The 23,272-nt window shown below is 71.5% G+C and carries 20 protein-coding genes; 8 read left to right on the top strand and 12 right to left on the bottom strand.

Annotated elements, in window-relative coordinates:
* Positions 1 to 2: 2 nt before the first annotated feature.
* The 3 genes from ngcE to ACWCSU_RS01290 form a co-directional block, all read right to left on the bottom strand.
* Positions 3 to 1,430, bottom strand: coding sequence for an N-acetylglucosamine/diacetylchitobiose ABC transporter substrate-binding protein (gene ngcE, locus ACWCSU_RS01280; protein WP_449932761.1), 1,428 nt, complete (start codon positions 1,428 to 1,430; stop codon positions 3 to 5).
* Between the two features lie 155 nt (positions 1,431 to 1,585).
* Positions 1,586 to 2,542, bottom strand: a complete 957-nt coding sequence (locus ACWCSU_RS01285) for an N-acetylglucosamine kinase (RefSeq protein ID WP_449932763.1) — start codon at positions 2,540 to 2,542, stop codon at positions 1,586 to 1,588.
* Positions 2,536 to 3,786, bottom strand: coding sequence for a 6-phospho-beta-glucosidase (locus ACWCSU_RS01290; protein ID WP_449932765.1), 1,251 nt, complete (start codon positions 3,784 to 3,786; stop codon positions 2,536 to 2,538). Before ACWCSU_RS01290 ends, ACWCSU_RS01285 begins: the two co-directional genes overlap by 7 nt.
* Before the next feature lie 197 nt (positions 3,787 to 3,983).
* Here ACWCSU_RS01290 and ACWCSU_RS01295 point away from each other — a divergent pair, with 197 nt between their 5' ends.
* On the top strand, positions 3,984 to 4,583 hold the full coding sequence (locus tag ACWCSU_RS01295) for a dihydrofolate reductase family protein (RefSeq protein ID WP_364086193.1): 600 nt from the start codon (positions 3,984 to 3,986) through the stop codon (positions 4,581 to 4,583).
* On the opposite strand, the gene ACWCSU_RS01300 is transcribed toward ACWCSU_RS01295, so the two are convergent.
* Positions 4,561 to 5,142 carry an ATP-binding protein gene (locus ACWCSU_RS01300; protein ID WP_449932767.1) on the bottom strand — a complete coding sequence of 194 codons (582 nt, stop codon included), beginning with the start codon at positions 5,140 to 5,142 and terminating at the stop codon, positions 4,561 to 4,563. The two genes, ACWCSU_RS01295 and ACWCSU_RS01300, sit on opposite strands and share 23 nt — an antisense overlap.
* A 74-nt stretch (positions 5,143 to 5,216) precedes the next feature.
* Here ACWCSU_RS01300 and ACWCSU_RS01305 point away from each other — a divergent pair, with 74 nt between their 5' ends.
* From ACWCSU_RS01305 to ACWCSU_RS01320, 4 genes are all read left to right on the top strand, one after another.
* Positions 5,217 to 6,032 (top strand): helix-turn-helix domain-containing protein, encoded by an 816-nt coding sequence (locus tag ACWCSU_RS01305; protein WP_449932769.1) that lies wholly within the window; start codon positions 5,217 to 5,219, stop codon positions 6,030 to 6,032.
* The gene (locus tag ACWCSU_RS01310; protein WP_449932771.1) at positions 6,020 to 6,226 is read left to right on the top strand and encodes a DUF397 domain-containing protein; all 207 of its coding nucleotides are present in this window, start codon (positions 6,020 to 6,022) and stop codon (positions 6,224 to 6,226) included. Before ACWCSU_RS01305 ends, ACWCSU_RS01310 begins: the two co-directional genes overlap by 13 nt.
* Before the next feature lie 193 nt (positions 6,227 to 6,419).
* Positions 6,420 to 7,073 (top strand): RNA polymerase sigma factor, encoded by a 654-nt coding sequence (locus ACWCSU_RS01315; RefSeq protein ID WP_449932773.1) that lies wholly within the window; start codon positions 6,420 to 6,422, stop codon positions 7,071 to 7,073.
* A complete protein-coding gene (locus tag ACWCSU_RS01320) occupies positions 7,063 to 8,082 on the top strand; it encodes a CU044_5270 family protein (protein WP_449932775.1) in 1,020 nt (339 codons plus the stop codon). Before ACWCSU_RS01315 ends, ACWCSU_RS01320 begins: the two co-directional genes overlap by 11 nt.
* A 79-nt stretch (positions 8,083 to 8,161) precedes the next feature.
* On the opposite strand, the gene ACWCSU_RS01325 is transcribed toward ACWCSU_RS01320, so the two are convergent.
* The 5 genes from ACWCSU_RS01325 to ACWCSU_RS01345 form a co-directional block, all read right to left on the bottom strand.
* The gene (locus ACWCSU_RS01325) at positions 8,162 to 9,220 is read right to left on the bottom strand and encodes a CU044_5270 family protein (RefSeq protein WP_449932777.1); all 1,059 of its coding nucleotides are present in this window, start codon (positions 9,218 to 9,220) and stop codon (positions 8,162 to 8,164) included.
* Entirely contained in the window at positions 9,217 to 9,711 is a 495-nt protein-coding gene (locus tag ACWCSU_RS01330) for a SigE family RNA polymerase sigma factor (RefSeq protein WP_364086210.1), read from the bottom strand. The genes ACWCSU_RS01325 and ACWCSU_RS01330 overlap by 4 nt, the downstream gene beginning before the upstream one ends.
* Positions 9,712 to 9,812: 101 nt before the next feature.
* Positions 9,813 to 11,216: a hypothetical protein gene (locus tag ACWCSU_RS01335; protein WP_357702488.1), complete on the bottom strand. Its 1,404-nt coding sequence runs from the start codon at positions 11,214 to 11,216 to the stop codon at positions 9,813 to 9,815.
* A 105-nt stretch (positions 11,217 to 11,321) separates the two neighbouring features.
* The gene (locus ACWCSU_RS01340) at positions 11,322 to 13,073 is read right to left on the bottom strand and encodes an acetyl/propionyl/methylcrotonyl-CoA carboxylase subunit alpha (RefSeq protein ID WP_449932780.1); all 1,752 of its coding nucleotides are present in this window, start codon (positions 13,071 to 13,073) and stop codon (positions 11,322 to 11,324) included.
* A 27-nt stretch (positions 13,074 to 13,100) separates the two neighbouring features.
* On the bottom strand, positions 13,101 to 13,820 hold the full coding sequence (locus ACWCSU_RS01345) for an SDR family NAD(P)-dependent oxidoreductase (protein WP_449932782.1): 720 nt from the start codon (positions 13,818 to 13,820) through the stop codon (positions 13,101 to 13,103).
* A 123-nt stretch (positions 13,821 to 13,943) separates the two neighbouring features.
* On the opposite strand from ACWCSU_RS01345, the gene ACWCSU_RS01350 reads away from it, so the two are divergent.
* From ACWCSU_RS01350 to ACWCSU_RS01360, 3 genes are all read left to right on the top strand, one after another.
* Positions 13,944 to 14,216 carry a WXG100 family type VII secretion target gene (locus tag ACWCSU_RS01350; RefSeq protein ID WP_357702494.1) on the top strand — a complete coding sequence of 91 codons (273 nt, stop codon included), beginning with the start codon at positions 13,944 to 13,946 and terminating at the stop codon, positions 14,214 to 14,216.
* 90 nt (positions 14,217 to 14,306) lie between these two features.
* Positions 14,307 to 15,455 carry a S8 family serine peptidase gene (locus ACWCSU_RS01355; RefSeq protein ID WP_357702496.1) on the top strand — a complete coding sequence of 383 codons (1,149 nt, stop codon included), beginning with the start codon at positions 14,307 to 14,309 and terminating at the stop codon, positions 15,453 to 15,455.
* A gap of 91 nt (positions 15,456 to 15,546) precedes the next feature.
* Positions 15,547 to 17,883, top strand: coding sequence for a protein kinase domain-containing protein (locus ACWCSU_RS01360; RefSeq protein WP_449932785.1), 2,337 nt, complete (start codon positions 15,547 to 15,549; stop codon positions 17,881 to 17,883).
* A gap of 3 nt (positions 17,884 to 17,886) precedes the next feature.
* On the opposite strand, the gene ACWCSU_RS01365 is transcribed toward ACWCSU_RS01360, so the two are convergent.
* Genes ACWCSU_RS01365 through eccCa form a run of 3 tightly spaced genes read right to left on the bottom strand, consistent with a single transcriptional unit; the run spans position 17,887 to position 23,239 of the window.
* Entirely contained in the window at positions 17,887 to 18,969 is a 1,083-nt protein-coding gene (locus ACWCSU_RS01365; protein WP_449932787.1) for a transglycosylase SLT domain-containing protein, read from the bottom strand.
* Complete coding sequence (locus ACWCSU_RS01370) at positions 18,966 to 19,250, bottom strand: hypothetical protein (protein WP_449932789.1); 285 nt, start codon at positions 19,248 to 19,250, stop codon at positions 18,966 to 18,968. The genes ACWCSU_RS01365 and ACWCSU_RS01370 overlap by 4 nt, the downstream gene beginning before the upstream one ends.
* Positions 19,250 to 23,239 (bottom strand): type VII secretion protein EccCa, encoded by a 3,990-nt coding sequence (eccCa, locus tag ACWCSU_RS01375; RefSeq protein ID WP_449932791.1) that lies wholly within the window; start codon positions 23,237 to 23,239, stop codon positions 19,250 to 19,252. The genes ACWCSU_RS01370 and eccCa overlap by 1 nt, the downstream gene beginning before the upstream one ends.
* Between the last annotated feature and the right edge of the window lie 33 nt (positions 23,240 to 23,272).

The following is a 23,272-nucleotide window of genomic DNA, read 5'->3' on the forward strand; positions in this document are numbered from 1 at the left end:
GGTCAGACGCTCCGGGTCTGCTTGGCGATCGACGAATCGGCCTTGAGCTCGTCCGCCTTCTTCTGCATGTTCGCGCAGAACTGCTCCGGAGTGATCCGTCCGGACATCACCGAGTTCGTCTGGACCTGACCGTGGTCGAACAGCTCCTTGTACCAGCCCTCGAAGCGGGCGTCGGTGATGATGTTCGTCCCGGCGGCCTCCTGGGCCTTGGCCGCGCTGCGCACGGCCGAGGTCAGGTCGAGGCCGTCGACCACGCCGTTGACGACGGTGAGGTTCTTGGTCATCTCGGTGTATCCGCGCGCGCCCTCCCGCGACAACATCAGGCGCAGGTACTCCAGGCCGCCCTGCGGGTTCTTGCCCTTGGCCGCCACGAAGAACGCCTCGCTCACCCCGATCATGATCGCCTCGTACGGCATCGCGTCGGCGGCGGTGATGCTGGGCACCGGGGCGATCGCGTACTCGAAGGAGGCCGGCCGGTCCTTGGCCATCTCGTTCTCCAGCCAGGAGCCGCAGGGGTAGAACAGCACCTTGTCCTGCAGGTGCTTGACCTGCGTCTGGGTGTGGTCGAGCCCGAAGTACGCCTTGTCGCCGAAGTCGCGCTGCACCTGCGCCCACGCCGCGACGGCCTGCCGTACGGGCTCGGCCTGCCAGGCGCCGTCGGCGAGGTTGTCGATGTCGACGATCACCTTGTTGCCGCCGACCTTGGCGGCGCTGTAGACGAGGTTCCAGAGCTGGTAGAAGGGCCCGACCTGGCCGGGGTAGGCGAACAGCGCGATGCCCGCCTTCCTGGCCTCCTCGCCGAGGGCGTTGAACTCCGCCCACGTCTTCGGCACCTGCCAGCCGCGCTTCTCGAACAGCTTGGCGTTGTACCACAGGGCGCGGTGGGCGACCGTGTACTGCAGCACCCGCGGCACGCCGTCGATCAATGAGTTGTCGTAGACGCCGCCGACCAGCGTGTCGCGCACCTTCTTGGCCGGGTCCACCAGGGAGGGTGCGTCGAACAGCGGCGTCAGGTCGGCGAGGTGCCCCTCGGCGACGAGCGACTGCAGGTCGAGGGCATCGGGGCCGGAGTTGTTGACCACGTCGGGCGCGTCGCCGCTGATGAAGCGGGGGCGGAGCTGCGTGCCCACCTTCTGCGTCGGCACGTGCTTGATCTTGGCGGTCTTGTACGCCTTGCTGTACAGGGCCTCGTGCAGGTCGGTCGCGTAGCCGTCGCCGTTGCCGCCGCTGAAGATCACGACTTCCAGTTGCCGGGCGGCGTCCACGCCGAGGGGGTTGGCGGCCGAGGTGGGGGCGGCCGAAGTGGAGGCGACGGGGGCGGCGGATCGGCCGGTGGCGCACGCGGCGAGCAGCCCGGCGCCCGGGCCCGTCGCGAGGGCGGTGAGCCCGATACGTCGAAGAACCTCACGTCGGCTGGGGTTGGTGGACATGGGTGGCCTCCTTGAACCGCCAACCGTCCGGATACCTTCCAGACGGTTGGCGGCTGACTCTAGACTTACCGCCCCACGTGCGTCAATACCTTCTAGAACTGCGCTCGGAACCGTTAGAACTGCGCTCGGAACCTTCAGAACTGCGCTCGGAACCTTTAGAACTGCGCTCGGAGCCGAGCCTTGGCCTCCTCGGAGGCCCCGACGCGGTCCAGACCGTTCAGCGCGGCGCCCACGATCGGCGGCTGGTCGGGGATGACCTGCTTGGCCAGCGGGGCCCGCACGGCGAACCGCTCCTCCAGCATCGCGACCAGCAGCGGGATGCGCGCGTGCAGCACGCCCCCGCCGAGCACGACCTCCGTCGGCGTCTCCAGCAGGTCCAGCCGGCGCAGGCACACCTCGGCCATCACGACGATCTCGTCGGCCAGCCGGCTGACCAGCGCCAACGCGACCGCGTCAGCCGACGCGGCGGCCTCGAACACCCCGGGGGCCAGCGCGGTCAGGTGATGCCGCTCGATCTGCCCGAAATGCACGCCGAGCACCACCTCCTCGACCGTCCGCGTGCCGAAGTGCGCCTTGACCAGGTCGGCGAGTGCGGTCGGCGCGCCCCGGCCGTCCTCGGCGCGGACGGCGTGCCACAACGCCTCCTCGGACAGGCCGCCACCCCCGCCCCAGTCGCCGCTGATCTTCCCGAGCGCGGGGAAGCGGGCCACCTGACCGGTGGGCGAGACGCCGACCGCGTTGATGCCCGCGCCGCACACCACGGCGACGCCGCTCGGCCCGGACGCCCCCGAACGCAGCAGCGCGAAGCTGTCGTTGCCCACGACGACCTCGGCCGCCATCCCGCGCGCGCGGAACTCGGCCGCGAGGGCCTCCTCCTCCACCGGCAGGTCGGCCCCGGCCAGATAGGCGTAGAGGTGGTCGGCGTACGGGGGAGCGGCCGCCGGGCCGAGCGCCCGCCTGACCGCCTCCTCCACGACGTCCACCGCCGCCGGCACGCCGACGGTCTGCGGCTCGAACGGCCCGCCGTCGCCCTGGGCCAGGACCGTGCCGTCGTCCGAGAGCACGACGACGTGGGTCTTGCTGTTGCCCGCGTCCACGGCGATGATCACCATGACAGGTACCGCTCGTTCGCCGCCAGCAGCAGGCCGGTCAGCTCGTCCGCGACGGCCTCCTGGCCGATCAGCGGGTGGGCCAGCAGGGCGTTGCGCACCCGGTCCGCGCCGCCGCGCAGCGCCGCGTCGAGCGCCAGCTCCTCGTACGCGGAGACGTTCGCGATCAGGCCCGCGTACAGCGGCTCCACCGGATCGACCGGCAGCGGCACCGCCCCCGACGCCGAGATCCTGGCCGGGACCTCGATGACCGCCTCGTCACGCAGGAACGGCAGCGCCCCGTCGTTGCGGGTGTTGACCACCTGCACGTCGCCCCGGTCGCCGAGCAGCGAGGCGATCAGCGCGACCGCCGCCTCCGAGTAGTAGGCGCCGCCGCGCTTGTCCAGCAGGTCCGGCTTGGTGTCCACGGCCGGGTCGGCGTACAGCTTCAGGAGCTGTTCCTCCATCGCCGCGACCTCCGCCGCCCGCGACGGCTTGGCCCGCTGCTCGGACACCACCAGGTCGTGGGCGTAGAAGTAGCGCAGGTAGTAGGACGGCACCACCTGGAGCCGGCGCAGCAGCTCCACGGGCAGGCCGAGGTCGTCGGCCAGCTCCGGCCCGTGCTCGGCGATCAGCTTCGGCAGCACGTCGACGCCGTCGACCAGGACCGACCGCTCCCACGTCAGGTGGTTGAGCCCGACATGACCGAGCGTGACGCTCTCCGGCGCCACGCCCAGGTGCCGGGCGAAGCGGCGCTGGAACCCGATGGCCACGTTGCACAGGCCGATCGCGCGGTGCCCGGCGTCCAGTAGCGCCCTGGTGACGATGCCGACGGGGTTGGTGAAGTCGACGATCCAGGCGTCGGGCGCGTGGGCGCGTACCTGCTCGGCCAGTTCGAGCACGACCGGGACCGTGCGCAGCGCCTTGGCCAGCCCGCCCGCCCCGGTCGTCTCCTGCCCGACGCAGCCACATTGCAGCGGCAGCGTCTCGTCGACGTTCCGCGCGGCCTGGCCGCCCACCCTGAGCTGGAAGAGCACGGCGTCCGCGCCCGCCACCCCCTTGGCCACGTCGGCGGTGGCGACCACCTCGGCCGGGTGCCCGGCCCTGCGCAACATCCTGCGGGACACGCCCGCCACCAGGTCGAGCCGGGTGGCGTCCGGATCGACCAGGGCGATCTCGGTGAGCGGCAGCTCGTCGCGCAGCCGGGCGAAGCCGTCGATGAGCTCGGGGGTGTAGGTCGAACCGCCCCCGATCACGGCGAGTTTCATGTGCACTCCTAGAATTAGGAAACTTTCCTAACCGGCGAACCTACCCGACCGCCGCCCGCCCGACTCCTCCCGCCCCTGTTCGCGAAAAGTTTCCTGTTCGCGAAAAGTTTCCCCGCGCCGTGTAGAGAACCCGTCCCCGGCTCCGACTCCCTGGTGATGGCGCCGCCAGGGCGCCACGAGACAGGAGGCGAACCGAGATGGGCAAGGTCACCTGCGACATGGGAACGTCCCTCGACGGCTACGTGGCGGGGCTCAACCAGAGCCTGGAGAACCCGTTCGGCGACGGTGTGGGCGACCGGCTGCACCAGTGGATGTTCGAGGAGCCGGAGCGGCACGCCGAGGTGATCGAGGCCATCACGGCGGCCGGGGCGTTCATCATGGGCCGCAACATGTTCGACCCCGGCCGCGGCGACTGGGACCCGGACTGGACCGGCTGGTGGGGCGAGGAGCCGCCGTACCACGCGCCGGTGTTCGTCCTCACCCACCACCCGCGCGAGCCGCTGCCCATGAAGGGCGGCACGACGTTCTTCTTCGTCACGGACGGGATCGAAGCCGCCATGACCCGGGCCCGCGAGGCCGCGGGGGACCGCGACATCTCCATCGCCGGCGGCGCCGCCACCGTCAACCAGTACCTGGCCGCCGGCCACATCGACGAACTGCGCCTGCACGTCGCGCCCGTGATCCTCGGTCGCGGCGAACGCCTCCTCGCCGACGCGGGCGACATCACCCTCACCCCGGCGGCCCCGCCCACGGGCACCGACCTGGTCACACATCTCACGTACCGGGTGGTCCGCTAGGGACGTTCCTTTCCAGGTCGGCCCATACGACACGGTGGCCGTACGGTTCGGCGACGTGCGTGCCGCTCCTGACGGACAGTGCGGCCACCAGACCGAGGCCGCGACCTGACTCCCGCAGGGACCCGGCGTCCAGGGGGGCGAAGCGCGGCTCTCGCTCCGCCGTCCCGGGGTCGACCACTTCGAGGCGTACGAACCCGTCCCCGACCTCGAGCAGCACCGTGACCCAGTCACGCTCGGGCCCCGGCGGCACATGCCTGACCGCGTTGGTGACCAGCTCTGAGACGACCGTCAGCGCATCGTCCCTAAGCAGTGGATCGACATCGTCCAGCCAGCGCCGAATCGTCTGCCGGCTTTCTCCGGGGGCTCGGTCACCGCGCGTCAGCGTCATGCCTTTCCAGCTGGAGACGGTCTGGAGAAGTGACATGAATTCCCTCCAAAGCGAATCCTGACGTTTCTTGCGACAAAAGCGCTGTCGCCCGGGATCCAGCATGAAGGGGCGCGCGATGGCATAGCGCTCACACCTCGCGAAACCTGGCCGACAAGGAATGACGCCTGGCATGTATTGATTGTCGGAAGGGCGTCGCAGTAGCCTTCCGGAAGGCAATCCACCTGCTCTTGACCTGCGGAGACGCCATGACTCCCGATGTCAGCGATCATTTGTCACCCAGGGCGCGTTTCGCTCGTGACCTCGCAGAACGACGTAAAGCGGCTCGAATGACACAATCCGCACTTGCTCTACGCATTCTCTGTCACGAATCACTCGTCAGTCATGTCGAAAAAGGCCGACGGGTCCCCACGCTGGTATTCGCTCGCGAAGTGGACAGGGCGTTCGGCACCGACGGCCATTTCACCGGCCTCCACGAGCGCATCTCTCAGTCACCCGCTCTGGGCTGGTTCGCACGGTGGGTCGAGGAGATCGAACCGCAAGCCGTCATCATGTACTCGTGGGATCCGCTCGTGATCCCCGGCATGCTCCAGACCGTGGACTACGCCCGTGCCGTCTTCGCGGGTACAGGCTCATCCGATCAGGTGGAAGAGCAGGTCCAGGCGCGGATCCGGCGCATCGGCGTCTTCGAGGCATCCAACCCGCCATCCCTTCTCGCAGTCATTGAGGAGGGAGTCCTCCATCGGCCCTTCGGCGGGGCCGGTGTCCTGGTCGGGCAACTGCGTTTTCTGCTGGAGCTCACCGAGCATCCCCAGATCACTGTTCAGATGCTTCCGCACACGGCTGGTTGCATAGCCGGCATGGTGAGCGCGTTCGCGCTGGCGCGGCTGCGCGACGGATCCGAGGTGGTTTCGGCGGACTCGCTTCTGTCCGGACAAGTGTCAGGCGACCACGACGCAGTCGCGCGTTTGAAGCAGAGGTATGACAGCATCAGAGCGCACGCACAGCCGAAGAATGTCACTCGACAGGCGATAGAGGGTGCGATAGCCAAATGGACCAGCTGAACCTTGATGATGCGCAATGGCGCAAGTCCAGCGCCAGCGCCGACACAGGGCAGTGTGTCGAGGTCGCGACCAACCTTCCGGGGATCATCGCCGTCCGTGACAGCAAGAACCCACAGGGCCCAGCGCTGATCTTCACTCCTGAGGAGTGGAAGGCGTTCTTGTATGGCGCCAATCGGGGCGAGTTCGCCATCTGAGGCAGACGTCTGTCGCTTCGGAGTCGGGTTCGTCCGAGGGGTGCGGGGACCGGTAGGTCCCCGCCGGGGGCCTTCCCCGACACAGCCTGAGCTCACCGCGCCCATCGGCGAAGCCCTTCATGGCCCACACGAGAACCGGATCCGTCCTATCGGGTGAAAGGGGGTGTTCAGCCCGAAGAACGGAGCCGAGAGTTTGACGCAGGACACCGAGGTGGACGACGCGGAGGTGATCAGACGTGCCCGCAGCGACCCCGCCGCCTTCTCGGCGTTGTACGACCGGCACGCCCCCGCGCTCCACAGATACGTCACCCGCCGCCTGGGCGATTCGCTGGCCGACGACATCGTGGCCGAGACGTTCCTGGACGCCTTCCGCCGCCTGGCCCGCTACGACACCACCCACCGCGACGCCCGCCCCTGGTTGTACGGCATCGCCGCCAACCTGATCGGCAAGCACCGCCGTACCGAGACCAGGGCCTACCGCGCCCTGGCCAGGACAGGCCTCGACGCGGTGGCCGAGAGCTACGCCGACCGGGTGGCGGCCCGCGTGTCGGCCGGGGCGGCGCACCGCGAGCTGGCGGGGGCGCTCGCGACGCTGTCGCCGCCGGACCGCGAGGTGCTGCTGATGATCGCCTGGGCCGACCTCAGTTACGAGGAGGTCGCCCGCGCGCTCGGCGTCCCGATCGGGACCGTGCGTTCGCGCCTGCACCGCGCCAGGAGAAAGACCCGGGCGGCCCTGGGTGGCATCGACCCGTCAGCCATCCACGACACCGCCCCCTCAACCACCTACGACGCCGCGCCGTCAGCCATCCACGACACCGACGAGGAGGAGCCCGGCCGTGGACGATGACCTCACGCTCCTGCGCGAGCTGCGCGCGGACGCCCCCGAGCCCGACGCCGCCCGCCTGCGCGCCGTGCGCGCCCGAGCCCTGGCCCCGGCGTCGCCGCCGGTCCTCGCCCCGGCCCCGGCCCGGAAGCGGCGCCGGTTCTGGGCGGTGCCGTCGCTGCTGGCCGCCGCGACAGCCGCCGCCGTCGTCGTCGTGGCGGTGAACGGTTCCCACACCCCGGCCCCCGCTCCGCCGGGCGCCGTGACCACCATGCCGGTACGGGCCGAGACGGTGCTGCGCCAAGCCGCCCTGGTGGCCGAGGGGCGCCGCAAGCACCACGAGCCGCGCCCCGACCAGTGGATGTACCGGAAGGATCTGGTCAAGCAGCCCTCCGAGGAGCGAGGCACGGTCGGGGAATCCTGGACCCGGTACGACGGCACCCGGTACGCGTACCGCCAGAACGGCGGCTCCATGGAATCCCTGGAGATCACCCCCGACCCGGGCGACGACGACCTGACACCCCGGCAGTACGCGGCCAAGTTCGCCGACCTGCCCACCGATCCCGCCGCGCTGCTGGACCACGTCAGGGGCGACCGGCACTGGTCGACCCTGCCGAAGGGGGCGGAGGCCGAGCAGCCGGACGCGCGGGCGTTCCGCGTGTTGTCGGTCTACCTCGACGCGGGGGTCCCCATGCCGCCGCAGGTCGAGGCCGCCATCTTCCGCGCGCTCGCGGAGCTCCCCGGGGTGCGGGTGGACCTCGGCGTACGGGACGCGGCGGGCCGGGCGGGGATCGGCATCGCCTACGAGCCCGCCGGTTCCGTCCCCGGGGGGTCGGTGCGGGACGCGCAGGGCCAGATCGTCTCGCGGTCGTACCTGGTGCTGGACGCCGCGACCTACCGCTTCCTCGGCAGGCGCGTGGACACCCTCCAGGACGAGGTCATCGGCGGTGAGGTGACGGCCCGCAAGGGCACGTTCTACGCGAGCGCCGACCTGGCGACGGGCGTAGTGGACGAACCAGGCCAGATCCCCTGACCGACCCCGGAGCGGCCCGCGAGCGGGCGGGCCGCTCGCAGGCCGCGCGACCGGAAGACCGTTCGAGCCGCAGGCCACGCTACGGACGCTCGCCCAGGCGGTCGACCCAGCCCGTCTCCTCGTACGTGGTCTGGATCAGCGGCTCGGACCGCCCGGGCGGGCGGAGCTCGTAGGCGAGCAACCGCGCCGTCGCGACGTCCACGACCAGGCGCGACTCGCCCGCGCCCTCACCGCTGCCCGGCGTGGTCAGCGCCAGGGCGACGCCGGTACGGCCCAGCGGGTCGGTGACCTCGCCCAGCGACCTGATCGCGGGCTGCTCCGCGAGCACCCGATACAGGGAGGAACGGGTTCCCGGGCTGATGGGACCGGAGAGCAGGTCCTGCGCCGTCGCCCACACATAGGAGGTGAACGTCGGCATGCCGGGCCACCAGTCGCCGGGCTCCTCCTCGTCGAACAGCCGCCGCAGCAGGCTCGCCAGCTTCTCCTTGTCGGCCGGGAGGGCCAGCAGCTGGCGGAGCGTGTAGCGGTGGCTGCCGATCAGGAAGCGGAGTTGCATGGCGTAGTCATTGCTCGACGGCTTTCCCCCGCTCAGGTCGGGGGAGCCGAGCCGCCTCCATCGAGCCTCGTCCTCGGGGGAGGCGAAGGTGACCTTCGGGTCCTGGCGGGTCACGGTCCGGCTGGGCGCACCCCGGCGGGCCGCGTACCAGGTGTCCTGGGTGTTCGTCAGCCTGGCCGAGAACGGCGGGTTCTTCGCCTGCGGGTGGCTCACCGGCTGGGTGGTGCGCGCGCGGACGTGCCAGTACCGGCCGGCGGCGGCGGGCCCGTGCCCGGCGGACTCGGCCGCGGCCAGCAACACGAAACGTGCGTCCAACGCCTGGCGCGCTCCTTCCGAGGACGCCGGCGTACCGGCCGGAAGGGCGCTCGGCGGCGCGCCCGCGGGTCCGATCCCGGCGCCGCCGAGGATCACGACGGCGGCCGCAGAGGCGAGCAGCGCCCCCGCGGCGGCTCGCGTCGCGGTGCGGATCCGCCTGGCCCGGCGCCCTCGTCGCACCAGCGCGGGCACCGGCGCGGGCGTGGGCTCTTCACGTTGGGCGAGAACACGCAGTGCCCGCGCCAGGAGTTCCTGGTCGTCCTTCATCGTGCTGCCTCCTGATCTTCGCGCAGAGCCGTACGCAGGCGCGCCATCGCTCTGGAGTGCTGGCTCTTGACGGCGCCGACCGAGCAACCGAGTACGGCCGCGACCGCCTTCTCCGTCAGGTCCTCGTAGTGCCGCAGCACCACCACCGCCCGCTGCCTGGGCGACAGGGCGAGCAGGGCGCGACGCAGGTCCTCGTGCGGCTCGTGGAGCTGCTGACGGGGATCGGTGTGCTCGGGCGGACTGGCGGTGGGCACCTCCCGCCGTCGCCGCCGCCACCGGCTGACGTTGCCGTTGGCCAGCATGCGCCGCAGGTAGGCGTGCGGGTCGGCGGACCGCACGCGCCGCCAATGGACGTACAGCCGCACCAGGCAGTCCTGCAGCAGTTCCTCGCCCCGGTGCCGGTCGCCGGCGAGCAGGATGGCGACGGCCATGTGCCTGTCCCAGGCCGCCGCCACGAAGGCGGCGTAGGAGGCGTCGTCGGATTCACTCACACGGCCTCAACGCGGAAGTGGGCCGGGAAGGTTTACCCCGGAACACGAAAAGGGCGCGCCCCCCGGAATGGGAGGGCGCGCCCGTCAGGGTCGGCGCAGGGTTACCAGTCGCCGCCGCCGAAGTCGCCACCGCCGAAGTCTCCGCCGCCGCCGCCGAAGTCGCCCCAGCCGCCGCCACCGCCGCCGAAGTCCCCTCCGCCGCCGAAGTCGCCGCCGCTGAGGTCGCCCCCGCCGCCGCCGTCCTGGTAGCCCTCGGCGTAACCGGCGCCGTAGCCGCCGCCGCCCCAGCCGCCGTGGAACATGCTGCCCATCATCGTGCCGATGAACATGCCGGTCATGATGTCGCCGAAGCCGCCGTAGTAGCCGTAGGCGTACGGCTGGTAGGCCGGGCCCGCGTCGTAGTAGGGGCGACGGTGACCGTCGACCATGACCTCGCGCATCTGCGGGTCGAAGCCGCGCTCGACGGCCTCGGCGTCCATCGCGCAGGCCGGCACGTCGCGCACCGCGCCGCCGGGCGGGGCCCAGCGCACGTCACGGGCCGACGGGCCGTGCTGCGGGTTGAAGAAGCAGGGGGCGCGCCGCTCGGGGATCGGCCGGTTGTTGACCTTGGCCTTCACCACGGCCAGCGCGTAACGGCCGTCCTCAAGGGTCTGGGTGACCTCGCGGACCTGGTCGGCCCGCTGGACCGCGTTGAGCTGCGTCTTGGCCTTCTCGTAGGAGTCGAGCGCCTGCTGCCACTCGGTGATGTGGCCGCCGCCCTGGCCGGCGAGGGTGACGTCGGTGTCGAGCTCGGTGATCTCCTCGCCCAGCTTGGTGACGTCCTCCTCCACGGTCTGCTTGACCGCGGCGAGGTCCTTGGCCTCCTGGATGGCGCGCTTCTTCTTCTTGTTCTTGGAGTACAGGAAGTAGCCGCCACCGCCGACCACCAGCAGGCCGAGCAGGGCCACCAGCGCGAACTGGCCCCCGGCGCCGGGGTTGGCCTGGCTGCTGGTGCTCAGGGCGCCGCTGCGGTCGTTCTTGCCCGCCGCGTCGACCCGGTTCGTGAAGTCCTTCACGCCCGCGACGATGTCGCCCGAGTTGGCGTTCACCGAGAGCTTGACCAGCTGGCCGGCGAGGTTGTTCCGCAGGGCGTTGGACCCGGCGAACATCGTCTCGCCGTCGAACACCACCACCGTCACCTTGGGACGCCCGGCTTCCACCAGCGCCTTGCCCAGCGACGACAGGTACGGCCCGACGGTGGAGTTGTCAAAGGTGCCGTCGGGCAGCGCGACAGCGTAGATCTTGCTGTCGGCGTCCTTCAGGGCGTCGTTGATGTCACTCTGCTGGCTGGAGCTCAAGGGGGAGCCCGACACCACGTAGAGCGGGGCCTTCTTCCAGTTTTGCACCACAGTCTGTGCGTCAGGTGGCGCCGCCGCGTTGGCGGCAGGGGACAGCGCAAGAACGACGAACAGCCCGGCGATCAGAGCCGCGATCGCGGCCCCTGCTCGGCGCAGCGAATGGGTCATTGGCAGCAAGCCTCCTTCGCCCATGAGGACGAACGGGCGGTCGGCAAAGTTCCTCACTGGGCACGTTACCTGCCCGCGACGGCGCGGAAGCACGGGGGAGCGGGCTCAGGCGTCCTTGATCTCGCAGATCGTGGCGCCCGAGGTGACGGTCTGGCCGACGGCGGCCGACAGGCCCGTGACCGTGCCCGACTTGTGGGCGGTCAGCGGCTGCTCCATCTTCATGGCCTCCAGCACCACGACCGTGTCGCCCTCGCCGACCACGTCGCCGTCGTTCGCCACGACCTTGACGATCGTGCCCTGCATCGGGCTGACCAGCGCGTCGCCGCCCGCGGAGGCGTGCTTCCGCGCGCCGCCGGCGCGACGCGGCGCCTTGCCCGCGGCGGGCGCGGGGCCCGCCATGCCGAGCCCGGCCGGGAGCACCACCTCAAGGCGCTTGCCGCCGACCTCGACCGTCACCGTCTCGCGCACCGCCGGGGCGGACGGAGCCGTGGCGACCTCGCCCGCGTACGGCTCGACCGGGTTGTCCCACTCGGTCTCGATCCACCGCGTGTGCACGGCGAACGGCTCGGACGTGAACGCCGGATCGGTCACGACCGCCCGGTGGAAGGGCAGCACGGTCGGCATGCCGTCGATCTCGAACTCGGCCAGCGCCCGCCGGGCCCGGTCGAGGGCCTCGCGGCGGGTGCGGCCGGTCACGATCAGCTTGGCCACCAGCGAGTCGAACGTCTGCGGCACCGTCATCCCGGCCTCGTAGCCCGAGTCGAGGCGCACGCCGGGCCCGGACGGAGTGCGCATGGCGGTCAGCATGCCGGGGGCGGGCAGGAAGTTGCGCCCGGCGTCCTCGGCGTTGATGCGGAACTCGATCGAGTGGCCGCGCAGGGCCGGGTCGTCGTAGCCCAGGAGCTCGCCGTCGGCGATCCTGAACATCTCGCGCACCAGGTCGACGCCCGCGACCTCCTCGCTCACCGGGTGCTCGACCTGGAGGCGGGTGTTGACCTCCAGGAAGGAGATCGTGCCGTCCTGGCCGACGAGGAACTCGCAGGTGCCGGCGCCGACGTAGCCCGCCTCCTTCAGGATGGCCTTGGAGCTGGTGTAGAGGAGGTCGATCTGCTCCGGCGACAGGAACGGCGCGGGGGCCTCCTCGACCAGCTTCTGGTGGCGGCGCTGGAGCGAGCAGTCGCGGGTGCTGACCACGACCACGTTGCCCTCGCGGTCGGCCAGGCACTGGGTCTCGACGTGCCGGGGACGGTCGAGGTAGCGCTCGACGAAGCACTCGCCCCGGCCGAAGGCGGCCACCGCCTCGCGGACGGCGGACTCGTACAGCTCGGCGACCTCCTCCAGCCTGCGCGCGACCTTGATGCCGCGCCCGCCGCCGCCGTACGCGGCCTTGATCGCGATCGGCAGGCCGTGCTGCTCGGCGAACGCCACGACCTCCGGCGCGCCGGAGACCGGGTCCTTGGTGCCGGCCACCAGCGGCGCGCCGACCTTCTGCGCGATGTGCCTGGCCTGCACCTTGTCGCCCAGCGCGGCGATGGCGGCCGGGGGCGGGCCGATCCAGATCAGGCCGGCGTCGATGACGGCCTGGGCGAAGGCGGCGTTCTCGGCCAGGAAGCCGTAGCCGGGATGCACGGCGTCGGCGCCGGAGCGCGCGGCGACGTCGAGCAGCTTGGCGATGTCGAGGTAGGTCTCGGCGGGGGACTGCCCGCCCAGCGCGTACGCCTCGTCGGCCGCCCTGACGTGCAGGGCGTCGATGTCTTGGTCGGCGTAGACGGCCACGCTGCCGATCCCCGCGTCCGTGCACGCGCGGGCCACCCGTACGGCGATCTCGCCGCGATTGGCGATCAGAACCTTCCGCACCGACCTTCGTCCCTTCCTCGTGAGTGCTCAGCGGCCGAGGTACGCGCCGCCGTTGAGATGCAGCACCTGCCCCGTCATGTGCCCGGCTCCCGCGGATGCCAGAAAGAGAACGGTATCGGCCACGTCAGAGGGGGTGCCAGGGCGCCCGTTGCGCGTTTTCTGCACGCGGGCCTTGACGCTCTCCTCCGTGAGCCTGCCGCGGAAGAACTCGGTCTCCATCACCAGCCCGGGAGCCACCACGTTGGCGGTGACGCCCCGGGGGCCCAGCTCGGCGGCCAGGTCGGCGGTCCAGGACTCGACGGCGGCCTTCGCGGCCCCGTACGAGCCGGACCCGGTGCCGCGCGCGGCGATCGAGCCGATGGAGATGATCCGGCCGCCCTCGCCCATGCGCGGCGTGAGCGCGGTCGTGACCAGGACGGCGGACAGCAGGTTGGCGTTGAGGTTGGCCCACCACGCCTCGGCGACGTCCGCCAGGTCGCCGGACTGCCCGCGTTCCAGGTTGGTGTTGCCCCCGGCGTTGTTGACCAGGACGTCGACGTGCGCGGGCAGGCTGTCGAGCGCGCCCTGCACGGCGGCGGGGCTCGCGGCGTCGAACGGCACGTACGCCGCCCCCAGCCGCCCGGCCGCCGCCTTCAGCACCTGCTCGCGCCGGCCGGTGATCGTGACCTGGTCGCCGAGGGAGACGAACGCCTCGGCGACGGCATAGCCGATCCCGGTGCCGCCACCCGTCACCACGACCTCGCGCATGAATGGATCACTCCTTTGATCCGAATAATCCTCTGGACGACCATAGCCGCTCGGCATAACGGGGGCGATGGGCGGTGGCCCGCTTTAAGGTGAGGGCGCTTTCACCAGTCCCAGGAGGTATGCATGAGCCAGAGTATGCTCGGCGGCAACCCCATTGAAATGCAGCAGATGGCGAGCCAGTTCACCCAGCAGGCCGAGGCGCTCCAGACCGTGTCGGCGGCGCTCGACCGCGAGGCGGCCAAGGTGGGCACCGCGTGGACGGGCGACGGGGCCAAACGGTTCGGCGAGGCCTGGAACCAGTACCGCACGGCCTTCACGCGCATGACCGAGGAGCTGCGGGAGGCTTCGCGGGTGATCAACACGTACCGGCAGAACATCGAGTCCGCCACGCAATGAGCACGGACGGGGGCCCTGGCCGGGCGCCGGGGCTTCTTCCGTCCTGAGGGGAGCGTTCCTCCCGGATCGGGCAGGCTACGCTCTCTCTTCATGATTGGTCGCGCCTTGGCGGCGAGCGTGCTCGCCCTGCAGTTCGCGGCGGCGCCGGCGCAGGCCGCGCCCGAGCGGTGCACGCCCAAGAAGGCCACCATGGCGATCGCCGAGAGCTGGGCGCAGCGGCGGCTCAACGTGCAGCGGGTGTGGCCGCTGACCACGGGCCGGGGCGTCACGGTCGCCGTCATCGACAGCGGCGTGGACGAGACGCACCCGCAGATCCGCCTGAGCGGCAAGGCCGACCTCACCAACACGGGCTTTCGCGACTGCGTCGGCCACGGCACGGCGGTCGCCGGGATCATCGCCGGCCAGCCGCGCAAGGACGTGCCCTTCCACGGCGTCGCCCCCGGGGTCAGGCTGCTGTCGATCAAGCAGGTCAACGGCGACAGAGGCGACGTGGGCCTGCTGGCCAAGGCCATCAAGACGGCCGTGGACGAGCGCGCCACCGTCATCAACCTCTCGATCGACGCCCCCGACACGGCCGACCTGAGGGCGGCCGTCGCCTACGCGCTGGAGCGGGACGTGGTGATCGTCGCCGCCGCCGGCAACCTGACCAAGGAGGACGGCACGTCGGCCCCCTCCTATCCCGCCGCCTACGACGGGGTGCTGTCGGTGGGCTCGGCGACCCCGGACGGCGGGCGTTCGACGTTCTCCAACCCCAACGCGGTCGCCGTGCTCGGCCCGGGGGAGGGGATCAGCTCGACCTGGCCGCTCAAGGGCTACCAGTCCGCCCTGAAGGGCACCAGCTACGCCGCTCCCTACGTGGCGGGCGTGGTCGCGCTCGTCCGGTCCCGCCATCCCGGGCTGACGCAGCTCCAGGTGCGCAGGCGCATCACGATGACCGCCGACGGCGCGTCGGGGACGGGCACCGGCGCCGGCATGGTGAACCCGCTGCTCGCGGTGACGGCGGTCCTGCCGTCGGAGCAGGTGGCCGTGGCGCCGCCGGTGCCGCCGCCGCTGCCCGCGACCGTGGTGCGCAAGGCCGTGCCGCCGGACCAGCGGTCGATGGAGGTCGCGACGGTGGTCGCGGTGGGCGGATTGTCGCTGGCCGGGCTCGTGATGGCGGCCTGGGTGGTCGTGCCCATGGGACGCAGGCGGCGCTGGCGGCCCGGCTCGCCGCCGGATCTTGGGCGAATTGACGGTTAACTGTAAGAACGAGCGACCGAAACTGCTGATGCTTATGGGGCTTATTTGGTTAAATGTCTCTCGATCATGACAGACTCCTGAAAGGACGGTCATGGTGGAGAAGGACTCCCCCCAGGCGCCTGTACCGGAGCGCTTCGGCGACCACGACATTGTGAGCCAGTTGGGGCAGGGCCCGCGTGGCGCCGTTCATCTGGGCAAGGAGTCCGAGGACGCCGATCCGGTCGCGATCAAGACGCTGACCGTCGACCCGGCGACCGACCCGGACTTCGTGACCCGGCTCAAGGACGTCGCCCGCGTGTCCAGCTCGTACGTGGCCCGCACGCTCGACGCCGGCGTCCAGGACGGCCAGCTCTACGTCGTACGTGAGCACGTCGAAGGACGTTCGCTGGCCGAGACCGTCGCCGAGGACGGCCCGCTGACCGGTGACGCGCTCGAACGCGTGGCGGTCGGCATGCTCACCGCGCTCACCGCGGTGCACCTGGCCGGGTTCGCGCACCGCGGGCTCACCCCGAACAACGTGATCCTCACCGGCGAGGGTCTGCGCGTCACCGACATCGAGATCGGCGACCCGGCCGGCGAGATCGGCTACCGCGCCCCCGAACAGCTCAACGGCCTCCAGTACGGGCCCTACGCCGACGTCTTCGCCTGGGCGGCGACCGTGGTGTTCGCGGCCACCGGCTCCGCGCCGTTCGGCCAGGACGCGCACGCCGTCCTCACGGACGAGCCCGTGGTGGACGGGCTGCCGGACCCGCTGCGGCAGACCGTGCTCGCGGCGCTGTCCAAGGACGTGTCCGGACGGCCCACGACGTACACGGCGCTGCTGCGGCTGCTGGGGGACGACAAGGCCCCCATGCCGGCCGCGCCGATCGACGGCGTGCCCGTCCAGCTGCCGTCCGACCCGGCGGCCCTGGTCACCCTGATCGACGGCCAGTACCCGATGCCGGGTCAGCCTCCGGTGCCGGGGCAGCCGCCCGTGCCGGGCCGGCCTCCGGTGCTGCCCCTGGCCATCGAGGGCGCACCGGCCCCGTACGGCCCGGTGCCCCCGCAGCCCGCACCCCCGGGATTCCTGCCGGAAGGCGCGATCCCGCCGGGCGCGTTCCCGCACGACCCGATGCAGCAGGGCCCGATCCCGCCCGGCGCACTGCCTCCCGTCCCGATGGGGCAGGACCCGATGCAGGCCGGTCCGATGCAGCCCGGTCCGATGCAGCACCTTCCCGCGCACGAGGAGCCGGTGCAGGGGGTGCCGGTGCAGTACCCGCCGGTGCCCGTGCAGGCCGCGTGGGGACCGCCGCCCGGACCGCAGAACCCGCCCGTGGAGCCGGGCCGGCCCGTCGCGGCGGGCGCGGCCGGCGCCGCCCCGGCACGCAAGCCGTTCCCGATCGGCCTGGCGGCCGGCGTGATGGCGGTCGTGCTGCTGTCGGCCCTCGGCCTGTGGGGCGCGAGCCGCTACTCCTCCAACGTCACCTTCGAGCCCGCCGCCGCGGCGGCCTCCGCCTCGCCCAGCTCGGGCGCGGCAGCCGCCCAGCAGGCCATGACCGCCGCGCCCACGCAGCCCCAGCCCGAGGTCACCGCCCCCTGGGCGACCACGCCGTCCCCGGACGACGACGGCGTGGGCCCGCTGGTGCTGCCGGACGACGACGACTCCACGAACACCCGCCAGGTGCCGGTGCTGACCTCGGTGCCGACGCCGACGGTGACCCAGCAGATGGTGGTCCCGACGTACCAGCAGCCGACGGCCCAGCCGACCGCGCAGGCGAAGAAGACCGACAAGGAGCCCGAGCCGACGGCCACGGTCACCAGGACGGTCACGCCGACCCCGTCCGAGACGCCCACCCAGAAGCCGACGGAGAAGCCCACCGAGGAGCCGACCCAGAAGCCGACGGAGAAGCCCACGGAGAAGCCGACGCAGAAGCCGACGGAGACGCCCACCCCGACGCCCACGCCGACCTCGACTCCGACCCCGACCCCGACGCCGACGCCGACGCAGAAGCCGACCGAGACGCAGAAGCCGACCGAGAAGCCCACCCAGGCTCCTGAGCCCACCACCCAGAAGCCCACCCAGGCGCCGGAGCCCACCAAGACCTCCGAGCCCCCGGCCAAGCCGAACCCCTACACGGCGACGCAGGTGTGCGGGTCCGGTTTCGTGGTCCAGCGGTCGAGCCCGTTCAGCGGCGGCACGACGTACCAGCTCTACAACAGCAGCACGGGCCAGAACTGCGTGGTCACCCTCAAGTCCGGCGCCGACGTCGGCAAGGCGAGCCCCGTCAGCGCGACCCTGGAGGTTCAGGGCGGCCCGAGCAGCACCGACAGCGGCAACTACGAGTACTACGCGGGCCCGGTCAAGCTTCCGGCCAAGGGCAAGTGCGTGCGGTACTCGGGCAGCGCGGGCTCCGTCAGGGGCGGCGCCGACTGGGCCAACTGCGGCTAGGGCTCAGTATCCGCGGTAGCCGGATCCGGTCTTCGTCCCGACGACCCCCGGCACCGCGGACACACTGCCGTAGCGATCGATCGAGTAGCGCACGCCGGCGATGATGTTGTCCACCGGGTTGTAGATGTTCCGGTGGCCGTCCATGGCGTGGGCGTTGAAGGTCGGGTCGATCGTCTGCATGAGCCCCTTGGAGGGGTGCCCGGCCGCGGCGTTGGAGTCCCACAGGTTGATCGCGTGCGGGTTCCCGCCGGACTCGTGCTGGATGATCATCCAGATGTCGTTGACGTTCATCTTGTCGGCCGGGTAGCCGTTCGCCTTGAGGATGGCGACGGCCTCCTCGATCCACTCCTTCACCTTGCCCGAGGGCGCCGGCCCGCCGCCCGCGGCGGGCGGCGGCCCGCTGGAGCCGTAGCCGCCGATGATGGGGCTGCCGCCGCTGCCCGAATAGGGCGAGGTGTAGCTCTGGGTACGCCGCCAGTCCAGCCGGTGATCGGCGTCCGGCACGAACCTGTGCTCGCCCTCCTGCTCGCCCGCCGCCTTGATCTTGGCGAAGGTCATCTTGCGCTCGGCCAGCGCACTGTCGATGGCCTTCTTGGCGTCGGAGACGGCGGTCCTGGCGTCCTTGACCGGCTGCCCGGCGTTCTCGGTCTCCTCGCGCACCAGGCGGCCGATCTCGGCGTTCAGGTCCTCCGGCTTGGCGTCGGGGTTGGCGTCCTTGTAGGTCTGCACGCGGGTGAGCAGGCGGTCGCAGATGCCGTCCACCTGGCGCTGTGAGCTCTCCAGCGCGTCGGCGGCGGCGTCGAGCGCGTCCGCGCAGGCGTCGAACGCGTCGTGCAGGCCCTGGCCGGCCCTGCCGTAGTCCCACATGTAACGGACGAACGCGTCCGCCGAGGCGCCCTCCCAGGCCAGGTCCACGGTGGTGACGGCGCTGCCGAGCTCGCCCGCTCCGGCGAGCACCTCGCCCGCGGCCGTACGCCAGCGCGCGGCGATGCCCCGGATCGAGCTCGGGTTGCCGGTCACCTGCTCGGCCAGCGCGGCCAGAGCGGGACCGCCGGGCAGGCTGTTGATCGCCTCCGGTGCGCTCATGACGGGTCGTTCGCCTTCCGCACGTTGCTCTCCACCAGGTCCAGGGCCCGCTCGACGCTCTGGACGAGGCTCTTGGCCTTGCCGCACTCGCTGTCGGCGACGCCCTCCACCCGGCCCACGGCGGTCGCGAGGGCCGAGGAGTCGGCCAGCTTGCCGAAGATCGAGGAGTCGACGGCCGTGGCGGGGAAGCCGTCGGCCAGGTCGCCGAACTTGTTCGCCACGGCATGGGCCGCGATGCGGCAGTCGTCCAGGGCCTCGAAGTGGATGTCCAGTCCTGCCATCACTCCTCCTCCGGGGGCGGCCAGAACGCCGTCTGCGCCAGCCGCGAGCCGAACCTTCTGTCCACCACGAAGCCGCGTCCCGGAGGCTGCGGCTGGGCGCGTACGTTGCCGAACAGGAAGCCCTCGTCCCTGCTGCCGGACAGGATCACCGCGGGGCTGGCCATGTCCTTGATGCGCTGGATCACCGGGTCGAACATGGCCCGGCCCAGGCCGCCCATGGCCCGCGACATGATCAGGTGCAGTCCGATGTCCCGGGCCTGCGGCAGCAGCTCGACCAGCGGCAGCAGCGGGTTGTTGGACGTGGCCACCAGGTCGTAGTCGTCGACCACGATGTACAGGTCGGAACCCTTCCACCAGTCGCGGGCGCGCAGCTGCTCGGGCGTGAGGTTCGCCGGCGGCAGGCGCTTGAGCAGGGCGTTGCGGGCGTCGTTGACCAGTTCGAGCGCGGCGGCGCTGGAGGCGGCGTAGCCGATGCGGTTCTCGCTGACCGCCGTGTCCAGCAGCGACCGGCGGTAGTCGATCACGATCATCATGGCCTCGCGCGGCGTGTGCCGGGCGACGACGTTCTCGGCGATCACCTTGAGCATGTTGGACTTGCCGCTCTCGGTGTCGCCGACCACGATGAAGTGCGGGTCGGCGTCGAAGTCGATCAGCACGGGCGCGAGCGCGGCCTCGTCCACGCCGATCGCGATCCGCTCCTTGCCGGTCTCCTCCACACCCGGCAGCGACGCGGCGGGCAGCACCGACGGCAGCAGCCTGACCTGCTTGGCGGGCGGCCCCTGCCAGGAGTCGCCGATCGCCTGCACCAGGCCCTGGAGCCCGGTGGCCAGGTCGTCGGAGTCCTGCACGCCGTCGATCCTGGGCAGGGCGCCGAGGAAGTGCAGACCGTCCTTGGTCAGGCCGCGTCCGGGCACGCCTTCCGGCACGGCCAGGGACTTCTTCCTGTTGATCTCGGACTCGTAGGCGTCGCCGAGCTTGAGCTCCACCCGCGTGCCGAACAGGTCACGGATGCCCGGCCGGAACTCCGACCACTTGCCGGTCGCCGCCACCACGTGGATGCCGTAGCCGAGGCCGCGCGCCGCCAGGTCGGTGATGACCGGTTCCAGGGTCTCGAAGTCCTGCCGGATCGTCAGCCAGCCGTCCACGACGAGGAAGATGTCGCCCCAGCCGTCGCCCTGGAGGGAGCCGTCGGCCACCCGCTTGCGGTAGGTGCCCATGGAGTCGACGCCGTTCTCGGTGAACTCGCGTTCCCGGTCGCGCAGGATCGAGGCGATCTCGGCGACCGTGCGGCGCACCCGGTCGGCGTCGAGCCTGGAGGCCACGCCGCCGACGTGCGGCAGCCCCTCCAGTGAGGACAGCGCGCCACCGCCGAAGTCCAGGCAGTAGAACTGCACCTCGGCGGGCGTGTGCGTGAGCGCCATGCTGGTGATCAGCGTGCGCAGGATCGTGCTCTTGCCGCTCTGCGGGCCGCCGGCCACGCCCACGTGCCCGGCCGCGCCGGACAGGTCCAGCCAGTACGGGTCCCGCCGCTGCTCGAACGGCCGGTCGATGAGCCCCACGACGGCCTGCAGCCGGCCGCGTCCCGGCCAGCCGGCGGTGGACAGCCCCAGCTCGGGCGTGACCGACAGCGGCGGCAGCAGGTGCGCCAGCGTGGGCGGCTCGGCCAGCGGCGGCAGCCAGATGCGGTGTGCGGCCGGCCCCTGGCCCACCAGGCGGCCGACGACGATGTCCAGGAGGCTCTGCTGCGCCTTGTTGCTCTCCTCCTGCGCCGCGGGGTCCTCGGGCTGCTCGTCGACCATCGGGACGGGCACGAAGTCGGGGCCGTACTCGACGATCTCCCTGACCGTCACCGAGCCGTCGTGGGTGGCGACGTGCCGCAGGTCGACATGGTGGGGGCCCGACACGTACGCGGCCTTGAAGCGGGTCATGCCGGTGGTGTCGAACTTCAGGTACCCGTTGCCCGGCGCGGACGGCAGCTCGTACGCGTCGGCCACGCCCAGCACGACCCGGCTCTCCATGGCCGAGAACGTCCGCAGGCCGATCCGGTACGAAAGGTGCGTGTCGAGGCCGCGCAGCCGTCCCTCCTCCAGCCGCTGCGAGGCCAGCAGCAGGTGCACGCCGAGCGAACGCCCGAGCCGGCCGATCATCACGAACAGGTCGATGAACTCGGGCTTGGCCGTCAGCAGCTCGCTGAACTCGTCCAGGATGACGAACAGCGTGGGCAGCGGGCGCAGGTTGGCGCCCTGCTCGCGGGCCTTCTCGTAGTCGCGCAGGGAGGCGTAGTTGCCGGCCGCGCGCAGCAGCTCCTGGCGGCGCACCATCTCGCCGTGCAGGGCGTCGTGCATGCGGTCCACGAGCGGCAGCTCGTCCTCCAGGTTCGTGATGACCGCGGAGACGTGCGAGAGGCCGTCCAGGCCGAGGAAGGTCGCGCCGCCCTTGAAGTCGACGAGCACGAAGTTGAGGATCTCCGAGGAGTGCGTGACCGCGAGCCCGAGCACCAGCGTGCGCAGCAGCTCGCTCTTGCCCGAGCCGGTCGCGCCGATGACCAGGCCGTGCGGGCCCATGCCGCCCTGCGCCGACTCCTTGATGTCCAGCTCGACCAGCCGGCCGTCGGCGCCGAGCCCGATCGGCACCCGCAGCCGGTTGCGGCCCGCGCGCGGCCGCCAGGTCACCGACGGCTCCAGCCGGGTCGGGTCGCCGACGCCGAGCAGCTCGGTCAGGGTCGTGTTGACCGCCAGCACGTCCTGGGCGTCGCCGCCCTTGGCCGAGGACGCGCGCAGCGGCGCGAGCTGGCGGGCCAGCCCCTCGGCGCGCAGGTAGTCCAGCGAGTCGGGGTCGCCGAGCCGGTTGGTGTTCTCGCGGCCCGCGTGGTCCAGCTTGACCATGTGGAAGCCGGCGGCGTCGATGCGCAGCCGCAGCGTGCTGCGTTCCTCGACGGTGCCGGCCGAGTTCGTCAGGTCGATCACGGTCACGCCGTCGATGGCGTCCGCGCCGAGCTGCGAGTCCTGCGGCACGTGGCCGCCGTCCAGGATGAGCACGTGGTACGGCAGCGCGTCCGGCGAGGCGCCCGGCTTGAACCGGGCCCGTTCCTTCAGCTCGCCGCCCACCAGGCGGTCGAGCTGGGCCAGGTTCTCGGCCATGAGCCTGACCTGGCCGGCGCCGTCGGTCTCCTCGGGGTGCAGCGCGTGCGGCAGCCACTTGACCCATTCCCAGTGGCTCATCCACTCCTTGCTCGCGCACACCATGATCCGCATGTCGTCGGGGGAGTGGAAGACGGCCATCTGCGCGATCATGGCCCGGACCAGGTCGCGGACCAGGGCGGGGTCGCCGTCCAGCTTGATGCGGGCGAAGGAGTGCAGCGCGACGGCGACCGGGAGGCGTTCGACGGTCGAGTGGGTGCGGATGAAGCGGCGCAGCGCGCCGGCCGACAGGGCGTCCAGGTCCTCGACCGGCTTGGAGTCCGGGGGGATGAGCTGGACGGCCAGCTTCTGGATGCCGGTGCCGAGCCGTACCGTGCTGAAGTCCTCGTCGCGGGGGCGGCGCTCCCACAGGCGCGGGCCCATCGCGGTCCACCAGAGCGTGTCGGGGGACGGGCCGCTCCACTCCAGGGCCTCGCGCTGCTGGATGGCGGCCTTGCGCACCTTCTTGCGGATCTGCGCCAGGTAGCGGAAGTAGTCGCGCCGGGCGCCGTTGAGCCGCTGTTTGCGCTCGCCCGCCTGGCGGCCCATCTGACCGACCGTCATGCCGACCATGGAGAACGCGAACAGGCCGCTGGCCACGTACATGATGGGGTTGGCGTTGGTGCCGCCGGCGGTGAACATCAGACCCATCGCCGCCGCGCCCGCCACCATCGGCAGGTACGTCAGCACCGCCATCATGCCTTGTGACTGGACCTCGGGGATCTCCGGTGGAGACTCCAGCAGGATCTCCCCGCGCGGAGCCTTCGGGCTGGGGCGGCGCTCCGGGCGCCGTACTACGACGATGCTCACCCTAGTGACAGGCCCTTCTGGTGCTCGGAAGAA

The organism is Nonomuraea sp. NPDC001699 (genome assembly GCF_053596455.1).

Excerpts from the sequence above, each read along its gene's own strand:
- ACWCSU_RS01290 (WP_449932765.1), bottom strand. The coding sequence starts at position 3,786 with ATGAAACTCGCCGTGATCGGGGGCGGTTCGACCTACACCCCCGAGCTC.
- ACWCSU_RS01355 (WP_357702496.1), top strand. The coding sequence starts at position 14,307 with ATGATTGGTCGCGCCTTGGCGGCGAGCGTGCTCGCCCTGCAGTTCGCG.
- ACWCSU_RS01325 (WP_449932777.1), bottom strand. The coding sequence starts at position 9,220 with ATGAAGGACGACCAGGAACTCCTGGCGCGGGCACTGCGTGTTCTCGCC.
- ngcE (WP_449932761.1), bottom strand. The coding sequence starts at position 1,430 with ATGTCCACCAACCCCAGCCGACGTGAGGTTCTTCGACGTATCGGGCTC.
- ACWCSU_RS01345 (WP_449932782.1), bottom strand. The coding sequence starts at position 13,820 with ATGCGCGAGGTCGTGGTGACGGGTGGCGGCACCGGGATCGGCTATGCC.
- ACWCSU_RS01365 (WP_449932787.1), bottom strand. The coding sequence starts at position 18,969 with ATGAGCGCACCGGAGGCGATCAACAGCCTGCCCGGCGGTCCCGCTCTG.
- ACWCSU_RS01335 (WP_357702488.1), bottom strand. The coding sequence starts at position 11,216 with ATGACCCATTCGCTGCGCCGAGCAGGGGCCGCGATCGCGGCTCTGATC.
- ACWCSU_RS01370 (WP_449932789.1), bottom strand. The coding sequence starts at position 19,250 with ATGGCAGGACTGGACATCCACTTCGAGGCCCTGGACGACTGCCGCATC.
- ACWCSU_RS01305 (WP_449932769.1), top strand. The coding sequence starts at position 5,217 with ATGACTCCCGATGTCAGCGATCATTTGTCACCCAGGGCGCGTTTCGCT.
- ACWCSU_RS01360 (WP_449932785.1), top strand. The coding sequence starts at position 15,547 with ATGGTGGAGAAGGACTCCCCCCAGGCGCCTGTACCGGAGCGCTTCGGC.
- ACWCSU_RS01350 (WP_357702494.1), top strand. The coding sequence starts at position 13,944 with ATGAGCCAGAGTATGCTCGGCGGCAACCCCATTGAAATGCAGCAGATG.
- ACWCSU_RS01285 (WP_449932763.1), bottom strand. The coding sequence starts at position 2,542 with ATGGTGATCATCGCCGTGGACGCGGGCAACAGCAAGACCCACGTCGTC.
- ACWCSU_RS01300 (WP_449932767.1), bottom strand. The coding sequence starts at position 5,142 with ATGCCAGGCGTCATTCCTTGTCGGCCAGGTTTCGCGAGGTGTGAGCGC.
- ACWCSU_RS01295 (WP_364086193.1), top strand. The coding sequence starts at position 3,984 with ATGGGCAAGGTCACCTGCGACATGGGAACGTCCCTCGACGGCTACGTG.
- ACWCSU_RS01310 (WP_449932771.1), top strand. The coding sequence starts at position 6,020 with ATGGACCAGCTGAACCTTGATGATGCGCAATGGCGCAAGTCCAGCGCC.